This is a genomic window from Enterobacter cloacae complex sp. CDL013 (assembly GCF_049238805.1).
In the GTDB taxonomy this organism is placed as follows: domain Bacteria; phylum Pseudomonadota; class Gammaproteobacteria; order Enterobacterales; family Enterobacteriaceae; genus Enterobacter; species Enterobacter hormaechei_C.
The window spans coordinates 182,551-202,605 of record NZ_JBMKGT010000004.1 but is presented as its reverse complement, the minus strand read 5'-3'; the positions used below and the strand labels follow the sequence as shown (position 1 = coordinate 202,605).

Below are 20,055 nucleotides of genomic sequence, written 5' to 3'. Positions count from 1 at the left end.
GTCACCTATGTCTACCCTGAAACCTGCACTTATCGCGCTTTCACTGATGCTGGTCGCTCCCATGGCGGTGCAGGCAGCTGAGATCACCCTCGTGCCCGCGGTAAAACTGCAAATTGGCGATCGGGATAATAACGGGCACTACTGGGATGGCGGCCGCTGGCGCGACCATGACTGGTGGAAAGCACACTATGACTGGCGCGATAACCACTGGCGTCCGCACGATGAACATCGCGATCGTGACGATCACCACCGTCATGACGAGCGCCGCCCGGGCCCGGACCGGAAGCACCATTAACATAAACCCCGCCAGCTGGCGGGGTTGTCTTTTATTGCTCGTGACGCTTAAACACCAGCTCGTTTTTTCCTGACGATGCCTCGTCGAAGAAATACCCTTCACTGTTAAAGCCGGTGAGCTGCTCTGGCTTCGTCAGGCGGTTTTGAATGATGAAGCGGCTCATCAGACCGCGCGCTTTTTTGGCGTAGAAGCTGATTACTTTAAATTTGCCGTTTTTCTCGTCGAGGAATACCGGCTTGATAATGTCCGCATCCAGCTTTTTCGGTTTCACCGATTTGAAGTACTCATCGGAGGCCAGGTTGATCACCACGTTGTCCCCCTGGGCTTGCAGCGCCGCGTTAAGCTTGTCGGTAATGACATCGCCCCAGAACTGGTACAGATCTTTACCTTTAGCGTTTTCCAGGCGGATACCCATCTCCAGACGATACGGCTGCATCAGATCCAGCGGGCGCAGCACCCCGTACAGGCCGGATAACATGCGCAGATGCTGCTGGGCAAAATCGAAATCGGCTTCGCTAAACGTTTCTGCTTGCAGGCCAGTGTAGACGTCACCTTTGAAGGCCAACAGCGCCTGGCGGGCGTTGGCGGGCGTGAAGTCAGGCTGCCACTCATGAAAACGGGTGGCGTTCAGGTCGGCGAGTTTATCGCTGATGCTCATCAGCGAAGCGATTTGCGGAGCCGAAAGCTTACGCGCCTCGTGGATCAACTGTTGCGAGTAGTCCAGCAATTCCGGCTGGGTATAACGCTCAGTGGCGAGCGGGCTCTGGTAGTCGAGCGTTTTGGCAGGTGAAATCAGAATCAGCATATCCAGTCCTTGCAGGAAATTTAGAGCGACTTTAACAAAAAATCGCCCTGAATTGATCGATAGCTGTTATTGCCGCGGCAAATCATCCCAGGTGCCAGGGGCAATTTGTGACTCGATTTCGGGATAGCGTGAGGCGTCAAAGACGGGCTGTACGCCGAGCTTGCGTTGACGCAGATAATCGCGCGCGATCAGCGCCACAACCGGTGAAAGCAGCAAAATGGCCGTCAGGTTAGTGATGGCCATCAGCGCCATAATGACGTCCGCTATTTGCCAGACCAACGGCATACTGAGCAGGGAGCCGACGAAAACCATTCCCAGCACACCCGCGCGAAGGACGTTGCGGGTCAGACGCGAATTGACTTTCAGGAAGATAAGGTTGTTTTCGGCATAGATATAGTTCACCGCAATGGAACTAAAGGCAAAAAGTCCCACGACAAGTGCGACAAGGCCCGCGCCCCAGCCGCCGACGAGGGAGACCAGCGCCTGTTGTACCCAATGAATGCCTGCCGTACTACCGGACGGTTGCTCAGCGGCACCGGCCAGCAGCATGATCATCGCGCTGGCGGAGCAGATAACAATGGTGTCTGTGAAGACGCCAATCATCTGTACAATGCCCTGCGCGGCGGGATGCGGGGGCCAGGATGCGGCCGCTGCGGCGGCATTCGGCGTGGAGCCCATTCCCGCTTCGTTGGAGAACATACCTCGCTGAAAACCCGCAGTGAGAGCCTGGCTAAGGGTGTAACCCAACGCGCCTGAAGCCGCTTCGCGCCAGCCGAACGCGCTTTGGAAAATGGTGACGATGACGTTCGGCACCTCGTCAATATGTATCGCGCATACCATCACGCTGGTGGACACCCACAGCAGCGCCATCAGCGGAACCAGCCACTGCATCAGGCGGGCAACCCCTTTTAGCCCGGTCACAATGGTCAGCAGGGTGAGAAGGGCAAGCGCGCCGCCCGTCAGCCACTCCGGACAATTAAAGGCAAAGCGCAGCGCGTGGGCGACGGAATTTGCCTGAACGGTATTGAAAATAAGGCCATAGGCAATCAGCAAAAAGATCGAGAACAGAACGCCCATCCAGCGCATTCCCAACCCGCGAGCCATATACCAGGCGGGACCGCCGCGAAACTGACCTTTGCCGTCTTTTTCTTTGTAGAGTTGCGCAAGCGAGCATTCAGCAAAGGAGGTGGCCATACCGATAATCGCCGTCACCCACATCCAGAATACCGCGCCCGGACCGCCCGCGCCGATCGCCAGCGCGACACCGGCCAGGTTACCGCTGCCGACGCGCGCGGCAAGGCTAGTACAGAGCGCCTGAAACGAGGTCAGGCCGCCCGGCTGTGGGGTGACGCTGTTTTTCAGACTTCTGCCAAATTTGCGGATATAGCGAAACTGAATCAGACCGCTGCGCCACGTAAACCAGATACCTGCTCCTGAAAGCAGGTATATCATGATCGAACCCCAGAGGACTTCGTTAATAAAGAAAAAGAAATCAGGCACTAACGTCCCTCTTGTTGATGCCAAAGTGAATATGTAAGCGCTACCACTGATTGTGCATGCTGTTACTTAGCAGCCTGTTAATATTCTGAGTTTATCATACTCTGCCTAAGCGCACTGTCTGCGGTTGCGCTGCCTCTCACTCGTGTTATCATCAGGGCAGACCGGTTACATCCCCCTAACAAGTAAACCTGTCATTTTTCCGCTGCTGGCAAGCTGTCGGTAGTGTGAATTATCCAGGGCACGTTAAAAGAGAAACACTATCATGACGGATAAATTGACCTCCCTTCGTCAGTTCACCACTGTCGTCGCTGACACCGGAGATATTGCGGCAATGAAGCTGTACCAGCCGCAGGATGCCACAACCAACCCTTCTCTGATCCTTAACGCCGCGCAGATCCCTGAGTATCGCAAACTGATCGACGAGGCGGTGACCTGGGCAAAAGCACAGAGCAATGACCGCGCGCAGCAGGTTGTGGATGCCACTGACAAACTGGCAGTGAACATCGGTCTGGAAATCCTGAAGCTCGTTCCTGGCCGTATCTCTACCGAAGTTGATGCTCGCCTGTCCTACGACACCGAAGCCTCTATCGCCAAAGCAAAACGCCTGATCAAACTGTACAACGATGCGGGCATCAGCAACGACCGTATCCTGATCAAACTGGCCTCTACCTGGCAGGGCATCCGCGCTGCTGAGCAGCTGGAAAAAGAAGGGATCAACTGTAACCTGACTCTGCTGTTCTCCTTCGCGCAGGCGCGTGCATGTGCCGAAGCTGGCGTATACCTGATTTCTCCGTTCGTGGGCCGTATTCTGGACTGGTACAAAGCCAACACCGACAAGAAAGAGTACGCGGCGTCTGAAGATCCAGGCGTGATTTCTGTGACTGAAATCTACGAATACTACAAACAGCACGGCTATGAGACCGTTGTTATGGGCGCAAGCTTCCGTAACGTCGGCGAAATCATCGAGCTGGCTGGCTGTGACCGCCTGACCATCGCCCCTGCGCTGCTGAAAGAGCTGGCAGAAAGCGAAGGTGCTATCGAGCGTAAACTGTCTTACACTGGCGAAGTGAAAGCGCGTCCTGAGCGCATCACCGAGTCCGAGTTCCTGTGGCAGCACAACCAGGATCCAATGGCCGTAGATAAACTGGCGGACGGTATCCGTAAGTTTGCTATCGACCAGGAAAAACTGGAAAAAATGATCGGCGACCTGCTGTAATCATTCTGCGTGACCGGGTTCCCGGTCACGCGTCTTTCCCCCGCCTCTGTCTGAATTTTCTCTCTGCGTGTATCATTCCCTTTAATCAGTACTTTTTGAATGGAATGGATATGAATACCTTACGCATCGGCTTAGTGTCGATTTCTGACCGCGCCTCCAGCGGTGTTTATCAGGATAAAGGCATCCCTGCTCTGGAAGCGTGGCTGGGCAGCGCGCTCACTACCCCGTTTGAGATCCAGACTCGCCTGATCCCGGACGAGCAGCCGATCATTGAGCAAACCCTGTGTGAGCTGGTGGATGAAATGAGCTGCCACCTTGTGCTGACGACGGGCGGCACCGGCCCCGCGCGCCGCGATGTAACGCCGGACGCGACGCTGGCTATCGCCGATCGTGAAATGCCGGGCTTCGGTGAACAGATGCGCCAGATCAGTCTACACTTTGTCCCGACGGCCATTCTTTCCCGTCAGGTCGGGGTGATCCGCAAACAGGCGCTGATCCTGAACCTGCCGGGGCAGCCGAAGTCGATAAAAGAGACGCTGGAAGGGGTAAAAGCCGAGGACGGAAGCGTTATCGTTCACGGTATCTTTGCAAGTGTACCGTATTGTATACAACTGCTTGACGGTCCGTACGTGGAAACTGACGGCAACGTGGTAGCAGCATTTCGCCCTAAAAGCGCTCGCCGCGAAACAATCTCCTGAAAATGATTAAAATGTGACATAAGCGCCAGCCGCAGTAGCGTGTAAATGGATTTACGATATAGTAATTTTTTCTTTACGATTGCTGTAAAAAATAATCCACAACACATGCACAATGGTTCGCTATGTCACATAATACCCGACCTCTGAATCGACAGGACTACAAAACCCTCACGCTCGCTGCCCTGGGCGGCGCGCTGGAGTTTTACGATTTCATCATCTTTGTCTTCTTCGCCGCCGTTGTGGGGGCGCTGTTTTTCCCGGCGGATATTCCTGAATGGCTGCGTCAGGTACAAACTTTCGGCATTTTCGCTGCCGGCTATCTGGCGCGTCCGCTGGGCGGCATTGTCATGGCGCACTTTGGCGATCTGGTTGGGCGCAAGAAGATGTTTACCCTCAGCATCCTGCTTATGGCCGTGCCGACGCTGGCGATTGGCCTTTTGCCTACCTATGAGTCGATGGGCATTATCGCCCCGTTATTGCTGCTGCTGATGCGTATTCTCCAGGGCGCGGCCATCGGCGGGGAAGTGCCTGGCGCGTGGGTGTTTGTCGCTGAGCACGTCCCGGTGCGCCGCATCGGCATTGCGTGCGGAACGTTGACCGCAGGGCTGACGATCGGGATCCTGCTTGGCTCCGTAGTTGCAACCATCATCAATACCAGCATGACGCAACAGGCCGTTCACGACTGGGGCTGGCGTATACCGTTCCTGCTGGGCGGGGCGTTTGGGCTGGTGGCAATGTGCCTGCGACGCTGGTTGCAGGAGACGCCAATATTTCTGGAAATGCAGCAGCGGAAGGCGCTGGCGCAAGAACTGCCGGTGAAAACCGTAGTAGTGCGGCATAAAAAAGCGGTAGTCGTGTCGATGCTTCTGACCTGGCTGCTGTCTGCGGGTATCGTGGTGGTCATTTTGATGTCGCCGGTCTGGCTGCAAAAACAGTACGGTTTTGCGCCTGCCGTGACGTTACAGGCGAACAGTATCGCGACAATTATGCTCTGCTTTGGCTGTCTGGCCGCCGGGCTGGCGGCGGATCGTTTCGGCGCCAGCGTGACCTTTATTGTCGGCAGCCTGCTGCTGGCCGCGTCGAGCTGGGCATTCTATCATCTTGCGGGCACCCATCCTGAACAGCTGTTCCTGCTGTACGGTGTCGTCGGGCTGTGTGTGGGCGTCGTTGGCGCCGTACCGTACGTGATGGTCCGCGCCTTTCCGCCGGAGGTTCGCTTCACCGGAATCTCTTTCTCTTATAACGTCTCGTATGCCATTTTCGGCGGGCTGACCCCGATTGTGGTGACGGTGTTGATGGGGCTGTCGCCCCTTGCACCTGCGTGGTACGTGCTGGCGTTATCGCTGATGGGGCTGGTATTGGGGATGTGGCTTCGCCAGTCAGAGGGACGTCGTGCCCGCGACGCGGGCACGACAGAGGGATCAGTGTTTTTCACCAATCGGTAGAATGGTGCGGTCGAACTGCTCGTTCAGCACTTCACCCATGGCCAGGTAGATTGCGCTTGCGCCGCAAACCAGACCGACCCAGCCGGCAACGTGAACGATGCCTTCGTTATCCGCCAGGTGACCGATGGCCAGCAGGGCGAACAGGACGGTCAGGCTCAGGAAGACGAATTGCAGCGCGCGGTTCGCCTTGAGGGTGCCAAAGAACATGAACAGGGTGAACACGCCCCACAGTCCCAGGTACACGCCCAGGAAATGGGCGTTTGCCGCCTCCGCCAGGCCCATTTTAGGCATCAGCAGAATCGCGACCAGAGTCAGCCAGAAAGAACCGTAAGAGGTAAAGGCGGTTAAGCCGAAGGTGTTGCCTTTCTTATATTCCAGCAGGCCCGCAAAGATTTGTGCGATACCGCCGTAAAAAATGCCCATCGCCAGGATAATGCCGTCCATCGGGAACATCCCGATATTGTGCAGGTTCAGCAGAATGGTGGTCATGCCAAAACCCATCAGGCCCAGCGGAGCCGGATTAGCCAACTTAGTGTTGCCCATAAGTCCTCAAAAAATCATCATTAATATGGTGAAATGGTTAAACCCGCGCCAGTTCTCCCTGACGGGGCGCGGCATCATAATGGGCGGCATCGACGCCGTCTATGATCTCATCGGGGTGAAATTAAAAAATTTTTTATCCTTCCCCCTTGATGGATGCCGTTGTGACCCCATCTTGTAAGCAACCGCAGTGTGTGGACCTGAAAAAAATCAAATCTGGGCAGTTGAAAAAGCACGTTCTGCCCTTATTACAGGTACACAACCACATGTTGACTGAATTTTTAGTGGAGACGTTTAGATGGGTAAAATTATTGGTATCGACCTGGGTACTACCAACTCTTGTGTAGCGATTATGGATGGCACTACTGCACGTGTGCTGGAGAACGCCGAGGGCGATCGCACCACGCCTTCTATCATTGCTTATACCCAGGATGGTGAAACTCTGGTTGGTCAGCCGGCTAAACGTCAGGCAGTGACAAACCCGCAAAACACCCTGTTTGCGATCAAACGCCTGATTGGCCGCCGCTTCCAGGACGAAGAAGTTCAGCGTGACGTTTCCATCATGCCTTACAAAATCATCGCAGCCGATAACGGCGATGCATGGCTTGATGTGAAAGGCACCAAAACTGCACCTCCGCAGATCTCTGCTGAAGTGCTGAAGAAAATGAAGAAAACTGCGGAAGATTACCTGGGTGAACCGGTAACTGAAGCTGTTATCACCGTACCTGCTTACTTCAACGATGCTCAGCGTCAGGCAACCAAAGATGCTGGCCGTATCGCAGGCCTGGAAGTAAAACGTATCATCAACGAACCAACCGCAGCAGCACTGGCTTACGGTCTGGATAAAGAAGTTGGCAACCGTACTATCGCGGTTTACGACCTGGGTGGTGGTACCTTCGATATTTCTATTATCGAAATCGACGATGTTGACGGCGAAAAAACCTTCGAAGTTCTGGCAACCAACGGTGATACCCACCTGGGTGGTGAAGACTTCGATACCCGTCTGATCAACTACCTCGTTGACGAGTTCAAGAAAGATCAGGGCATTGACCTGCGTAACGACCCGCTGGCTATGCAGCGCCTGAAAGAAGCCGCTGAGAAAGCGAAGATCGAGCTGTCTTCCGCTCAGCAGACCGACGTGAACCTGCCGTACATCACCGCAGACGCGACCGGTCCAAAACACATGAACATCAAAGTGACCCGTGCGAAACTGGAAAGCCTGGTAGAAGACCTGGTGAACCGTTCTATCGAGCCACTGAAAGTTGCATTGCAGGACGCTGGCCTGTCCGTGTCTGACATTCAGGACGTTATCCTGGTAGGTGGTCAGACTCGTATGCCAATGGTTCAGAAGAAAGTTGCTGAATTCTTTGGTAAAGAGCCACGTAAAGACGTGAACCCGGACGAAGCGGTTGCTATCGGTGCTGCGGTTCAGGGTGGTGTACTGACCGGTGAAGTGAAAGATGTACTGCTGCTGGACGTTACCCCGCTGTCTCTGGGTATCGAAACCATGGGTGGCGTGATGACCCCGCTCATCAACAAAAACACCACTATCCCGACGAAACACAGCCAGGTGTTCTCTACCGCTGAAGACAACCAGTCTGCGGTAACCATCCATGTGATTCAGGGTGAGCGTAAGCGCGCGGCGGATAACAAATCTCTGGGTCAGTTCAACCTGGACGGTATTAACCCGGCACCACGCGGCATGCCACAGATCGAAGTCACCTTCGACATCGATGCTGACGGTATCCTGCACGTGTCTGCGAAAGACAAAAACAGCGGTAAAGAGCAGAAGATTACCATCAAGGCATCTTCTGGCCTGAACGAAGCGGAAATCGAAAAAATGGTTCGTGATGCCGAAGCTAACGCGGAATCCGACCGTAAGTTTGAAGAGCTGGTTCAGACCCGTAACCAGGGTGACCATCTGCTGCACAGCACCCGTAAGCAGGTTGAAGAAGCGGGCGATAAACTGCCAGCGGAAGACAAAACTGCAATCGAAACTGCACTGAGCGCGCTGGAAACGTCTCTGAAAGGCGAAGACAAAGCGGACATCGAAGCGAAGATGCAGGAGCTGGCACAGGTTTCTCAGAAGCTGATGGAAATCGCTCAGCAGCAGCACGCACAGCAGCAGGCGGGCGCTGATGCTTCGGCGAACAACGCGAAAGACGACGATGTTGTCGACGCTGAGTTCGAAGAAGTGAAAGACAAAAAATAATCGCCCTGATGCAGGGTAAGTAATCGGCACGGGCGTAGGAGAATTCTCCACGCCCGTGCTCGCATGTTAAGGGGCTTAAAAAAACCAATGGCAAAGCAAGACTATTACGAGATTTTAGGCGTTCCGAAAACTGCGGAAGAGCGTGAAATCAAAAAGGCGTATAAGCGCCTGGCCATGAAATTCCACCCTGACCGTAATCAGGGTGACAAAGAGGCTGAAGCCAAATTTAAAGAGATTAAAGAAGCCTACGAAGTCCTGACCGATGCACAAAAACGTGCGGCCTATGATCAATATGGTCACGCGGCCTTTGAACAGGGCGGCATGGGCGGCGGTGGATTTGGTGGCGGCGGCTTCGGCGGCGGCGCTGATTTCAGCGATATCTTTGGTGATGTATTTGGCGATATCTTCGGTGGCGGGCGTGGCCGTCAGCGCGCGGCGCGCGGCGCAGACCTGCGCTACAACATGGACCTGACGCTGGAAGAAGCGGTTCGCGGCGTCACCAAAGAGATCCGTATTCCGACGCTGGAAGAGTGTGACGTTTGCCACGGCAGCGGTGCGAAAGCGGGGACTCAGCCACAGACCTGCCCAACCTGTCACGGTTCCGGTCAGGTGCAGATGCGCCAGGGCTTCTTCGCGGTGCAGCAGGCCTGTCCGCACTGTCATGGTCGCGGTACGCTGATTAAAGATCCGTGCACCAAATGTCATGGTCACGGTCGCGTGGAGAAAACCAAAACGCTGTCCGTTAAGATCCCGGCAGGCGTCGATACGGGCGACCGCATCCGTCTGGCAGGTGAGGGTGAAGCCGGCGAGCACGGCGCACCGGCAGGCGATCTGTACGTTCAGGTTCAGGTGAAGCAGCACGCCATCTTCGAGCGTGAAGGTAACAACCTGTACTGTGAAGTGCCGATCAACTTTGCGATGGCGGCGCTGGGCGGCGAAATCGAAGTGCCGACGCTGGACGGTCGCGTTAACCTGAAAATCCCTGGCGAAACCCAGACCGGGAAACTGTTCCGCATGCGCGGCAAAGGCGTTAAATCCGTTCGCGGTGGCGCGCAGGGTGACCTGTTATGCCGCGTGGTCGTGGAAACGCCGGTCGGCCTGAACGATAAGCAGAAACAGCTGCTGAAAGAGCTTCAGGAAAGCTTTGGTGGCCCGACAGGTGAGAAAAACAGCCCGCGCTCCAAAAGCTTCTTCGATGGCGTCAAAAAATTCTTCGACGATTTAACCCGCTAACCCGCCAGCTGGTTACTATCATTTAAAGCCCGGAAGCGATTCCGGGCTTTTTGCTTTATAGCGTTATACCTCGGTTAAACTGAATCTATAACCAATATTAATCTGTTTTTACCGATCTGTTTGCGCTGATATTATGGTTTTACCGAGGTATTGTTGTAAAAGAGAGTTTAAACGTGAAATTACTACACCGTTTCTTTAGCAGTGAGGCATCCGGCGGCGTCATCCTGATTATTGCTGCTGCGGCCGCCATGCTGCTCGCCAATATGGGCATGACACGCGATCTCTATCACGCATTTCTGGAAACGCCCGTCGAGCTGAAGGTCGGGGCGCTGGAAATTAACAAGAACATGCTGCTGTGGATCAACGATGCGCTGATGGCGGTGTTCTTCCTGCTGGTGGGCCTGGAGGTTAAACGTGAGCTGGTGAGCGGTTCGCTTGCCAGCCGTCAGCGTGCGGCGTTTCCGGTGATCGCGGCGATTGGCGGGATGATCGTTCCGGCGTTGCTCTTTCTCGCATTTGCGTGGCAGGATCCGGTTGTTCGTGACGGCTGGGCGATCCCGGCCGCAACGGATATCGCGTTTGCGCTCGGGGTCTTAGCCTTGCTCGGTAGCCGCGTCCCGGTAGCACTGAAAATTTTCCTGATGGCGCTGGCGATTATCGATGATCTGGGCGCTATCGTGATTATCGCGCTGTTCTACACCAGCGATCTGTCCGTTCTGTCGCTGAGCGTGGCGGCCGTGGCTATTGCGGTGCTGGCGTTGCTGAACGTCTTCAACGTCCGACGCACGGGGATTTATATTCTGGTGGGGATGGTGCTGTGGACGGCGGTGCTGAAGTCTGGCGTGCATGCCACGCTGGCGGGCGTCATCGTTGGCTTCTTTATTCCGCTGAAGGAACAGGACGGCAAATCGCCTGCCAGACAGCTGGAGCATGTGCTTCATCCGTGGGTGGGTTTTATGATCCTGCCGCTGTTTGCGTTTGCCAACGCGGGTGTTTCCCTGGCCGGGGTTACCCTGGACGGACTCACCTCTGTGCTGCCGCTGGGTATCATCGCCGGTCTGTTTATTGGTAAGCCGCTGGGCATCAGCCTGTTCTGCTGGCTGGCGCTGAAGCTGAAGCTGGCGTCATTGCCAAACGGAACCACCTTTAGCCAGATTATGGCCGTTGGCGTGCTGTGCGGTATTGGATTCACCATGTCGATCTTTATCTCGACGCTGGCGTTTGGCGCAAGCGCGCCTGAGCTTATCGTCTGGGCGAAACTCGGCATTCTTATCGGGTCGTTCCTGGCCGCGGTTATGGGTTACACCTTGTTGAAGGTGAAGTTGTCCGGACAGGCTGTCCAGACATAACAGGAAACCGGGAGAAGGGAAGCCTTCTCCCGATAAACTATCAGGGAGTGAAAACGTGATGTCTCATTTGAACTATAACCATCTCTATTACTTCTGGCATGTCTACAAGCAGGGCTCGGTCGTGGGTGCCGCAGAGGCGCTCTACCTGACGCCACAGACTATCACCGGGCAAATCAAAGCCCTGGAAGAGCGCTTGCAGGGAAAGCTTTTTAAGCGGAAAGGGCGTGGCATTGAGCCGAGCGAGCTGGGTGAACTGGTATTCCGCTATGCGGACAAGATGTTCACCCTGAGCCAGGAGATGCTGGATATCGTTAACTATCGCAAAGAGTCGAACCTGCTCTTTGACGTGGGCGTGGCGGATGCGTTGTCCAAACGGCTGGTAAGCGGTGTGCTGGATGCGGCGGTGGTGGAAGATGAACAGATACATTTACGCTGCTTTGAGTCCACTCACGAGATGCTGCTGGAACAGCTGAGCCAGCATAAGCTGGATATGATTATTTCGGATTGTCCTATCGATTCCACGCAGCAGGAAGGCTTGTTCTCGGTGAAAATTGGCGAATGCGGTGTCAGTTTCTGGTGCATCAATCCACCGCCGGAAAAACCGTTTCCGGCTTGCCTGGAAGAGCGCCGCTTGCTGGTTCCGGGGAGGCGGTCCATGCTCGGACGTAAGCTGCTGAACTGGTTTAACTCGCAGGGGCTAAACGTAGAAATTCTCGGTGAGTTCGACGATGCGGCGCTGATGAAAGCCTTTGGCGAGGCGCACAACGCTATCTTCGTTGCCCCGACGCTGTATGCGCACGATCTCTATTCAGACGACAAGATTACCGAGATTGGCAGGGTGGATAACGTGATGGAAGAGTATCACGCCATATTCGCCGAAAGGATGATTCAGCATCCGGCGGTGCAGCGAATCTGCAACCGGGACTACTCGGCGCTGTTTACGCCGCCGGCAATCTGAAGGCATAAAAAAACCCGCGTTAAGCGGGTTCTTTCAAACAAGCAACAACAAGTGGCGATTAAGCCAGTTTGTTGATCTGCGCGGTCAGGTTTGCTTTATGACGCGCTGCTTTGTTTTTGTGGATCAGACCTTTAGCAGCCTGACGATCCACGATTGGTTGCATTTCGTTAAATGCGTTCTGCGCTGCAGCTTTGTCGCCAGCTTCGATTGCTGCGTATACTTTCTTGATGAAAGTACGCATCATAGAGCGACGGCTTGCATTGTGCTTACGAGCCTTTTCAGACTGAACGGCACGTTTCTTAGCTGATTTGATATTAGCCAAGGTCCAACTCCCAAATATGATCTATGTGGACAATTCAAAGGCCGAGGAATATGCCCTCTATACCTTCTTTTGTCAATGGATTTGTGCAAATAAGCGCCGTTAATGTGGCGACGCTACGTTACGTAGTGATGGCGCAGGATTCTACCAGCTTGTCGTTCGTGAATACAGCTTTTCGGCGTAAAAATCGCAGTTGGCGGGCAGATTTTTTTGCTGTGAAAGGTCAGCGTGATGAAATCATACGGCTTTCTGTTTAGCGTGAACAATCGCCGGTTAACCTTAACCGCTGTACAAGGTATACTTTGGCGATTTTCACTGTTTTGAGCCAGTCATGAAGCTGATACGCGGCATACATAATCTCAGTCAAGCCCCGCACGGGTGCGTGCTGACCATTGGTAATTTCGACGGCGTGCATCGTGGGCATCAGGCGCTGTTGCAGGGATTGCGTAAAGAAGGCGAGGCGCGAGGCCTGCCCGTCGTGGTGATGATTTTCGAGCCTCAGCCGCTGGAGCTGTTTGCAGGCGAGAAATCCCCCGCGCGGCTGACGCGTCTGCGTGAGAAGTTACGCTACCTGGCGGAGTCAGGGGTGGACTACGTCCTGTGTGTACGGTTCGACCGTCGTTTTGCCGCGCTGACCGCACAAAATTTTGTCAGCGACCTGTTGGTCAGGCAGCTTGGCGTGCAGTTTCTCGCCGTGGGCGATGATTTCCGCTTTGGCGCTGGTCGTCAGGGCGATTTCTTGTTATTACAGAAGGCTGGCCTGGAGTACGGGTTTGACGTCACCAGTACAATGACCTTCTGCGAGGGCGGCGTGCGCGTCAGCAGCACGGCGGTACGTCAGGCGCTGGCGAACGATGAACTGGACACGGCAGAAACGCTGCTGGGTCACCCGTTCACGATTTCAGGTCGCGTGGTCCATGGCGATGCGCTGGGCCGCACGATAGGTTTCCCGACGGCGAATATACCGCTGCGTCGTCAGGTCTCCCCGGTTAAAGGGGTCTATGCGGTGGAAGTGGCAGGACTGGGCGAGAAGCCTTTCTACGGCGTCGCCAACATTGGCACACGTCCAACGGTTGCCGGTGTGCGTCAACAGTTAGAAGTACACCTGCTGGACGTTGTAATGGACCTGTATGGTCGCCATATAGATGTGATACTGCGTAAAAAAATACGCAATGAACAGCGATTCGCTTCGCTGGATGAACTTAAGGCGCAAATCGCGCGAGATGAATTAACGGCCCGCGAGTTTTTTGGGCTTTAGAACCGGCTTAACTGCCTACGTGATAAATACGGAACCGAGAATCTGATGAGTGACTATAAATCAACCCTGAATTTGCCGGAAACAGGGTTCCCGATGCGCGGCGATCTCGCCAAGCGTGAACCGGGAATGCTGGCGCGTTGGACCGATGATGACCTGTACGGCATCATTCGTGCAGCCAAAAAAGGCAAAAAAACCTTCATTCTGCATGATGGCCCTCCATATGCGAATGGCAGCATTCATATTGGTCACTCTGTAAACAAGATTCTGAAAGACATTATCGTGAAGTCCAAAGGACTCGCGGGATATGACTCGCCTTACGTTCCGGGCTGGGACTGCCATGGTCTGCCAATCGAGCTGAAAGTGGAGCAAGAGTACGGTAAGCCGGGTGAGAAGTTCACCGCCGCAGAATTCCGCGCGAAGTGCCGCGAATACGCTGCCACCCAGGTTGACGGTCAGCGCGCTGACTTTATCCGTCTGGGCGTGCTGGGCGACTGGTCGCATCCGTACCTGACCATGGATTTCAAAACCGAAGCCAACATCATCCGTGCGCTGGGCAAAATCATCGGTAACGGCCACCTGCACAAAGGCGCGAAGCCGGTGCACTGGTGCGTGGACTGCCGTTCTGCGCTGGCAGAAGCGGAAGTAGAGTATTACGACAAAACCTCGCCTTCTATCGACGTGGCGTTCGAAGCGGTCGATCAGGATGCGATCAAAGCTAAATTTGGTCTGCCTGGGGTAAGCGGTCCAGTCTCGCTGGTTATCTGGACAACCACCCCGTGGACGCTGCCTGCTAACCGCGCGATCTCCCTCTCTGGCGAGTTTGAGTATGCGCTGGTGCAGATTGATGGCCGTGCGGTTATCCTGGCGAAAGACCTGGTCGAAAGTGTACTGAAACGCGCGAACATCACCGATTACACCGTGCTGGGCACCGTAAAAGGCGACGCGCTGGAACTGATGCGCTTCAAACACCCGTTCCTGGACTTCGACGTTCCGGCGATTCTGGGCGACCACGTAACGCTGGACGCGGGTACCGGTGCGGTACATACCGCCGGTGGCCACGGCCCTGACGACTACAACATCAGCCTGAAGTACGGTCTGGAAATCGCCAACCCGGTTGGGCCGGACGGCTCTTACCTGCCTGGCACCTACCCGGCGCTGGACGGCATCAACGTCTTCAAAGCGAACGACATTATTGTCGACATGCTGCGCACCAGCGGCGCGCTGCTGCACGTTGAAAAAATGCAGCACAGCTATCCGTGCTGCTGGCGTCACAAGACGCCAATCATCTTCCGTGCGACCCCGCAGTGGTTCGTCAGCATGGATCAGAAGGGCCTGCGCGAGCAGTCTCTGAAAGAGATCAAAGGCGTGCAGTGGATCCCGGACTGGGGCCAGGCGCGTATCGAATCCATGGTGGCTAACCGTCCTGACTGGTGTATCTCCCGTCAGCGCACCTGGGGCGTGCCGATGTCGCTGTTCGTGCACAAAGAGACGCAGGAACTGCATCCGAACACCCTGGAACTGATGGAAGAAGTGGCGAAACGCGTTGAAGTTGACGGCATTCAGGCGTGGTGGGATCTCGACGCCCGCGACATCCTGGGCGCGGACGCGGACAACTACGAGAAAGTGCCGGATACCCTGGACGTGTGGTTCGACTCCGGTTCAACCCATGCCTCTGTGGTTGACGTGCGCCCTGAGTTCGCCGGTCACGCTGCCGACATGTATCTCGAAGGCTCCGACCAACACCGCGGCTGGTTCATGTCATCCCTGATGATCTCCACCGCCATGAAGGGCAAAGCACCTTACCGTCAGGTACTGACTCACGGCTTCACCGTGGATGGTCAGGGCCGTAAGATGTCCAAGTCCATCGGTAACACCGTTTCGCCGCAGGACGTAATGAACAAGCTGGGCGCGGACATCCTGCGTCTGTGGGTAGCCTCTACCGACTACACCGGCGAAATGGCGGTGTCTGACGAGATCCTGAAGCGTGCTGCCGACAGCTATCGTCGTATCCGTAACACCGCGCGCTTCCTGCTGGCGAACCTGAACGGGTTCGATCCGGTAAAAGATATGGTGAAGCCGGAAGAGATGGTCGTGCTCGATCGCTGGGCGGTAGGCTGCGCGAAAGCGGCGCAGGAAGATATCCTGAAAGCGTATGAGTCTTACGATTTCCACGAAGTGGTGCAGCGCCTGATGCGCTTTTGCTCCATCGAGATGGGCTCGTTCTACCTCGACATCATTAAAGACCGTCAGTACACCGCGAAAGCGGACAGCGTGGCGCGCCGCAGCTGTCAGTCTGCGCTGTACCACATCGCAGAAGCGCTGGTGCGCTGGATGGCGCCGATCATGTCCTTCACCGCGGATGAAATCTGGGGTTACCTGCCGGGCGACCGTGAGAAGTATGTCTTCACCGGCGAGTGGTATGAAGGTCTGTTCGATCTCTCCAGCACCGAAGCGATGAACGATGCCTATTGGGACGAGCTGCTGAAAGTGCGTGGCGAAGTCAACAAGGTTATCGAGCAGGCGCGCGCTGACAAGAAAGTCGGTGGCTCTCTGGAAGCGACGGTGACCCTGTACGCGGAGCCTGAGCTGGCCGCGAAGCTGACCGCGCTGGGCGATGAATTACGATTTGTCCTGTTGACCTCCGGTGCGAAAGTTGCGGATTATGCCGAGGCGTCTGCTGATGCTCAGCAGAGCGAACTGCTCAAAGGACTGAAGGTCGCACTGAGCAAAGCCGACGGTGAGAAATGCCCGCGTTGCTGGCATTACACTACCGATGTCGGTCAGGTGGCGGAACACGCAGACATCTGCGGACGCTGTGTAAGCAACGTCGCCGGTGACGGCGAAAAACGTAAGTTTGCCTGATGAGTAAAACTCTCTGTTCAACAGGACTGCGCTGGCTGTGGCTGGTGGTAGTGGTGCTGATTATTGATTTGGGCAGCAAGTTCCTGATCCTCCAGAATTTCGCTCTGGGGGATACGGTCCCGCTGTTCCCGTCGCTTAACCTGCACTACGCCCGCAACTACGGTGCGGCGTTTAGTTTCCTTGCCGACAGCGGTGGCTGGCAGCGCTGGTTCTTCGCGGGTATCGCTATCGGTATCTGCGTCGTGCTGGCGGTGCTGATGTACCGCTCGAAGGCCACGCAAAAGCTGAATAACATCGCCTACGCGCTGATCATTGGCGGCGCGCTGGGTAACCTGTTTGACCGCCTGTGGCACGGCTTTGTGGTCGATATGATCGACTTCTACGTCGGCGACTGGCACTTCGCGACCTTTAACCTCGCCGATAGCGCAATATGCGTTGGTGCGGCGTTAATCGTGCTGGAAGGCTTCTTGCCTAAACCGGCAGCGAAAGAGCAGGCGTAACAAAACCAGCCGGGTGACGCGTAGCGATCCCGGCCTACAGAATTTGTGGCCCCCGTAGGCCCGGTAAGCGTAGCGCCACCGGGCAACAGGTGACCCAAAACAAGCGAGCAATTTGCATGTCTAAATCCGTACAGAGCAACAGCGCGGTTCTCGTTCACTTTACGCTGAAGCTGGATGACGGCTCTACGGCCGAATCCACCCGCAACAACGGCAAACCAGCCCTGTTTCGTCTTGGCGATACCTCCCTGTCTGAAGGTCTTGAGCAGCAGCTTCTCGGTCTGAAAGAGGGTGAGAAAAAAGCCTTTTCGCTGGAGCCGGATGCCGCGTTTGGCGTGCCAAGCCCGGATCTGATCCAGTACTTCTCCCGTCGTGAGTTTATGGACGCGGGTGAACCGGAGATCGGGGCAATTATGCTCTTTACCGCTATGGACGGCAGCGAAATGCCTGGCGTGATCCGCGAAATCAACGGCGACTCGATTACCGTTGACTTCAACCATCCGCTTGCCGGGCGCACTGTCCATTTTGATGTAGAAGTGCTGGAGATCGATCCGGCACTGGAGGCCTGAAATGCAGATCCTGTTGGCTAACCCGCGCGGTTTTTGCGCCGGTGTAGACCGCGCTATCAGCATTGTTGAAAACGCGCTGGAGATTTACGGCGCGCCGATTTACGTGCGTCACGAAGTGGTGCACAACCGCTACGTGGTCGACAGCCTGCGCGAGCGCGGTGCGATTTTTATCGAGCAGATCAGCGAAGTGCCGGACGGCGCAATTCTCATCTTCTCCGCGCACGGCGTCTCGCAGGCGGTACGCAACGAGGCGAAAAACCGCGATCTGACCGTTTTCGATGCCACCTGTCCGCTGGTGACCAAAGTGCATATGGAAGTGGCGCGCGCCAGCCGTCGCGGTGAAGAGTCAATTCTGATTGGTCACGCCGGTCACCCGGAAGTGGAAGGCACCATGGGCCAGTACAGCAACCCGGAAGGGGGCATGTATCTGGTTGAGTCACCGGAAGACGTCTTTACGCTGAATGTGAAAAACGAAGCCCGACTGTCGTTTATGACCCAGACGACGCTTTCCGTGGACGACACCTCAGACGTGATTGACGCCCTGCGCCAGCGCTTCCCGAAAATCGTCGGGCCGCGCAAAGATGATATCTGCTACGCAACCACCAACCGTCAGGAAGCCGTGCGCGCGCTGGCTGAACAGGCGGACGTGGTGCTGGTGGTCGGCTCGAAAAACTCCTCTAACTCTAACCGTCTGGCCGAACTGGCGCAGCGTATGGGGAAAGCGGCGTTTTTAATCGACGACGCAACGGACATTCAGGAAGCGTGGGTGAAAAACGCGGTCTGCGTCGGTGTTACCGCAGGCGCTTCAGCGCCGGATATTCTGGTGCAGAACGTCATTGCCCGCTTGCAAGAGCTGGGCGGTGGCGAAGCGGTGCCGCTGGAAGGCCGCGAAGAGAACATTGTCTTTGAAGTGCCGAAAGAGTTGCGTATTGACGCGCGAGAAGTGGAATAGTTCTTTATCTGATGAAAGGCCAGCACCTCCTGTGCTGGCTTTTTTTTTGCCCCAAACTTTATCGTGACGACAAAATCATGTCTTTTACTGATATTTAAGTCGGTTTCACGTTAAATTCTAATTATCGGTGTTTTCAGTTGGCAGGCTTTGCCAAGGCTGGTTAATCTGAAAACGGTTTACATCATTTTAACGTAAGAGAATAACTATGCATGATGCACAGATCCGCGTTGCTATTGCGGGCGCGGGTGGACGTATGGGTCGCCAGCTGATTCAGGCGGCACTACAGATGGATGGCGTGGCACTCGGCGCGGCGCTGGAGCGTGAGGGTTCATCCCTGCTGGGAGCCGATGCAGGCGAACTGGCGGGCGCGGGCAAGACAGGCGTAACCGTACAGAGCAGCCTTGAGGCAGTGAAAGAAGACTTTGATGTGTTCATCGACTTTACCCGTCCGGAAGGCACGCTGGCTCATCTGGCGTTTTGCCGTCAGCACGGTAAAGGGATGGTGATTGGTACCACTGGTTTCGATGATGCCGGTAAACAGGCCATTCAGGACGCAGCCACCGACATTGCGATTGTCTTCGCTGCGAACTTTAGCGTCGGCGTTAACGTCATGCTGAAACTGCTGGAAAAGGCAGCGAAGGTGATGGGCAATTATACCGACATTGAGATTGTTGAAGCACACCACCGCTATAAAGTTGATGCTCCATCAGGCACGGCGCTGGCGATGGGCGAAGCGATTGCTCATGCACTTGATAGGGATTTAAAAGAGTGCGCGGTCTATACCCGTGAAGGACATACCGGCGAACGCGTGCCCGGGACAATTGGTTTCGCAACCGTTCGTGCAGGCGATATCGTCGGTGAACATACGGCGATGTTCGCCGATATTGGCGAACGTGTTGAGATTACCCACAAAGCGTCAAGCCGCATGACGTTTGCGAATGGTGCAGTTCGCGCCGCTTTGTGGCTTAACGCGAAGGAAAAGGGTCTTTTTGATATGCGAGATGTGCTTGATCTCAATAATTTGTAAGCGATATTACCCATCGTGATGTGGTTATTGCAGTCGTAATTACTTGATTGCATGGGGCAATAATTTATTGCCCTCTTATTTTATCAGTTTTAGATAAAAAATAATGCTTAGGCGGTATAAAGCTTATTGATGTGCCATTTTTCTGTGAAATATATGTAAATTTTGACCATCTGGTCCACTTTTTGTCACCCGCCTCCCTAAAATTCTAACAAACCTGCCGCGCAAGCGTTTTCCGGGATGATTTACCTGATCTTTTTGCCCATTAAATCCCATTCCAGATGCCAGGCTTGCAAAAGAATAAACAAAACTCCCGTTTTAAG

18 protein-coding genes and 1 pseudogene are annotated in these 20,055 nt (G+C 55.1%); 15 read left to right on the top strand and 4 right to left on the bottom strand.

Annotated features, from left to right (window positions below):
- Positions 1–7: 7 nt before the first annotated feature.
- On the top strand, positions 8–295 hold the full coding sequence (locus ACOTXD_RS09250) for a DUF2502 domain-containing protein (protein WP_003856489.1): 288 nt from the start codon (positions 8–10) through the stop codon (positions 293–295).
- Between the two features lie 31 nt (positions 296–326).
- Here ACOTXD_RS09250 and yaaA read toward each other — a convergent pair whose 3' ends face one another.
- Together yaaA and ACOTXD_RS09240 are read right to left on the bottom strand one after the other, a co-directional pair.
- Positions 327–1,100: a peroxide stress protein YaaA gene (yaaA, locus tag ACOTXD_RS09245; RefSeq protein WP_022650381.1), complete on the bottom strand. Its 774-nt coding sequence runs from the start codon at positions 1,098–1,100 to the stop codon at positions 327–329.
- Between the two features lie 66 nt (positions 1,101–1,166).
- Complete coding sequence (locus tag ACOTXD_RS09240; protein ID WP_022650382.1) at positions 1,167–2,600, bottom strand: alanine/glycine:cation symporter family protein; 1,434 nt, start codon at positions 2,598–2,600, stop codon at positions 1,167–1,169.
- 262 nt (positions 2,601–2,862) lie between these two features.
- Here ACOTXD_RS09240 and tal point away from each other — a divergent pair, with 262 nt between their 5' ends.
- From tal to ACOTXD_RS09225, 3 genes are all read left to right on the top strand, one after another.
- Entirely contained in the window at positions 2,863–3,816 is a 954-nt protein-coding gene (gene tal, locus ACOTXD_RS09235) for a transaldolase (protein WP_003856481.1), read from the top strand.
- Between the two features lie 110 nt (positions 3,817–3,926).
- The gene (mog, locus tag ACOTXD_RS09230) at positions 3,927–4,514 is read left to right on the top strand and encodes a molybdopterin adenylyltransferase (RefSeq protein WP_003856479.1); all 588 of its coding nucleotides are present in this window, start codon (positions 3,927–3,929) and stop codon (positions 4,512–4,514) included.
- Between the two features lie 122 nt (positions 4,515–4,636).
- Entirely contained in the window at positions 4,637–5,959 is a 1,323-nt protein-coding gene (locus ACOTXD_RS09225) for an MFS transporter (RefSeq protein ID WP_045342589.1), read from the top strand.
- Here the strand turns inward: ACOTXD_RS09225 and satP are convergent.
- The gene (gene satP / locus ACOTXD_RS09220; protein WP_003856474.1) at positions 5,936–6,502 is read right to left on the bottom strand and encodes an acetate uptake transporter; all 567 of its coding nucleotides are present in this window, start codon (positions 6,500–6,502) and stop codon (positions 5,936–5,938) included. The genes ACOTXD_RS09225 and satP overlap by 24 nt on opposite strands.
- 295 nt (positions 6,503–6,797) lie before the next feature.
- Between satP and dnaK the strand changes: the two genes are divergently transcribed.
- The 4 genes from dnaK (at position 6,798) to nhaR (ending at position 12,251) form a co-directional block, all read left to right on the top strand.
- Positions 6,798–8,711: a molecular chaperone DnaK gene (dnaK, locus tag ACOTXD_RS09215; RefSeq protein WP_003856470.1), complete on the top strand. Its 1,914-nt coding sequence runs from the start codon at positions 6,798–6,800 to the stop codon at positions 8,709–8,711.
- Between the two features lie 87 nt (positions 8,712–8,798).
- Complete coding sequence (gene dnaJ, locus ACOTXD_RS09210) at positions 8,799–9,944, top strand: molecular chaperone DnaJ (protein WP_008502040.1); 1,146 nt, start codon at positions 8,799–8,801, stop codon at positions 9,942–9,944.
- A gap of 173 nt (positions 9,945–10,117) precedes the next feature.
- Positions 10,118–11,293, top strand: a complete 1,176-nt coding sequence (gene nhaA, locus ACOTXD_RS09205; protein WP_061856017.1) for a Na+/H+ antiporter NhaA — start codon at positions 10,118–10,120, stop codon at positions 11,291–11,293.
- A gap of 58 nt (positions 11,294–11,351) precedes the next feature.
- Positions 11,352–12,251, top strand: a complete 900-nt coding sequence (gene nhaR / locus ACOTXD_RS09200) for a transcriptional activator NhaR (protein ID WP_003856462.1) — start codon at positions 11,352–11,354, stop codon at positions 12,249–12,251.
- Positions 12,252–12,309: 58 nt separating this feature from the next.
- On the opposite strand, the gene rpsT is transcribed toward nhaR, so the two are convergent.
- On the bottom strand, positions 12,310–12,573 hold the full coding sequence (gene rpsT, locus ACOTXD_RS09195; RefSeq protein ID WP_003856458.1) for a 30S ribosomal protein S20: 264 nt from the start codon (positions 12,571–12,573) through the stop codon (positions 12,310–12,312).
- A gap of 115 nt (positions 12,574–12,688) precedes the next feature.
- On the opposite strand from rpsT, the pseudogene ACOTXD_RS09190 reads away from it, so the two are divergent.
- The 7 genes and pseudogenes from ACOTXD_RS09190 to dapB all read left to right on the top strand — a co-directional run.
- Positions 12,689–12,894: pseudogene (locus ACOTXD_RS09190) on the top strand (DUF2575 domain-containing protein); the annotation flags it as partial.
- Positions 12,895–12,901: 7 nt separating this feature from the next.
- Positions 12,902–13,828: a bifunctional riboflavin kinase/FAD synthetase gene (ribF, locus tag ACOTXD_RS09185; RefSeq protein WP_003856456.1), complete on the top strand. Its 927-nt coding sequence runs from the start codon at positions 12,902–12,904 to the stop codon at positions 13,826–13,828.
- Positions 13,829–13,873: 45 nt separating this feature from the next.
- Positions 13,874–16,690 carry an isoleucine--tRNA ligase gene (ileS, locus tag ACOTXD_RS09180; protein ID WP_039268722.1) on the top strand — a complete coding sequence of 939 codons (2,817 nt, stop codon included), beginning with the start codon at positions 13,874–13,876 and terminating at the stop codon, positions 16,688–16,690.
- On the top strand, positions 16,690–17,190 hold the full coding sequence (gene lspA, locus ACOTXD_RS09175; RefSeq protein ID WP_003856452.1) for a signal peptidase II: 501 nt from the start codon (positions 16,690–16,692) through the stop codon (positions 17,188–17,190). Before ileS ends, lspA begins: the two co-directional genes overlap by 1 nt.
- Before the next feature lie 116 nt (positions 17,191–17,306).
- Positions 17,307–17,756: an FKBP-type peptidyl-prolyl cis-trans isomerase gene (gene fkpB, locus ACOTXD_RS09170; RefSeq protein ID WP_003856450.1), complete on the top strand. Its 450-nt coding sequence runs from the start codon at positions 17,307–17,309 to the stop codon at positions 17,754–17,756.
- A 1-nt stretch (position 17,757) separates the two neighbouring features.
- Complete coding sequence (gene ispH, locus ACOTXD_RS09165; RefSeq protein ID WP_003856448.1) at positions 17,758–18,708, top strand: 4-hydroxy-3-methylbut-2-enyl diphosphate reductase; 951 nt, start codon at positions 17,758–17,760, stop codon at positions 18,706–18,708.
- A gap of 205 nt (positions 18,709–18,913) precedes the next feature.
- Complete coding sequence (gene dapB, locus ACOTXD_RS09160; protein ID WP_022650385.1) at positions 18,914–19,735, top strand: 4-hydroxy-tetrahydrodipicolinate reductase; 822 nt, start codon at positions 18,914–18,916, stop codon at positions 19,733–19,735.
- Positions 19,736–20,055 lie beyond the last annotated feature (320 nt).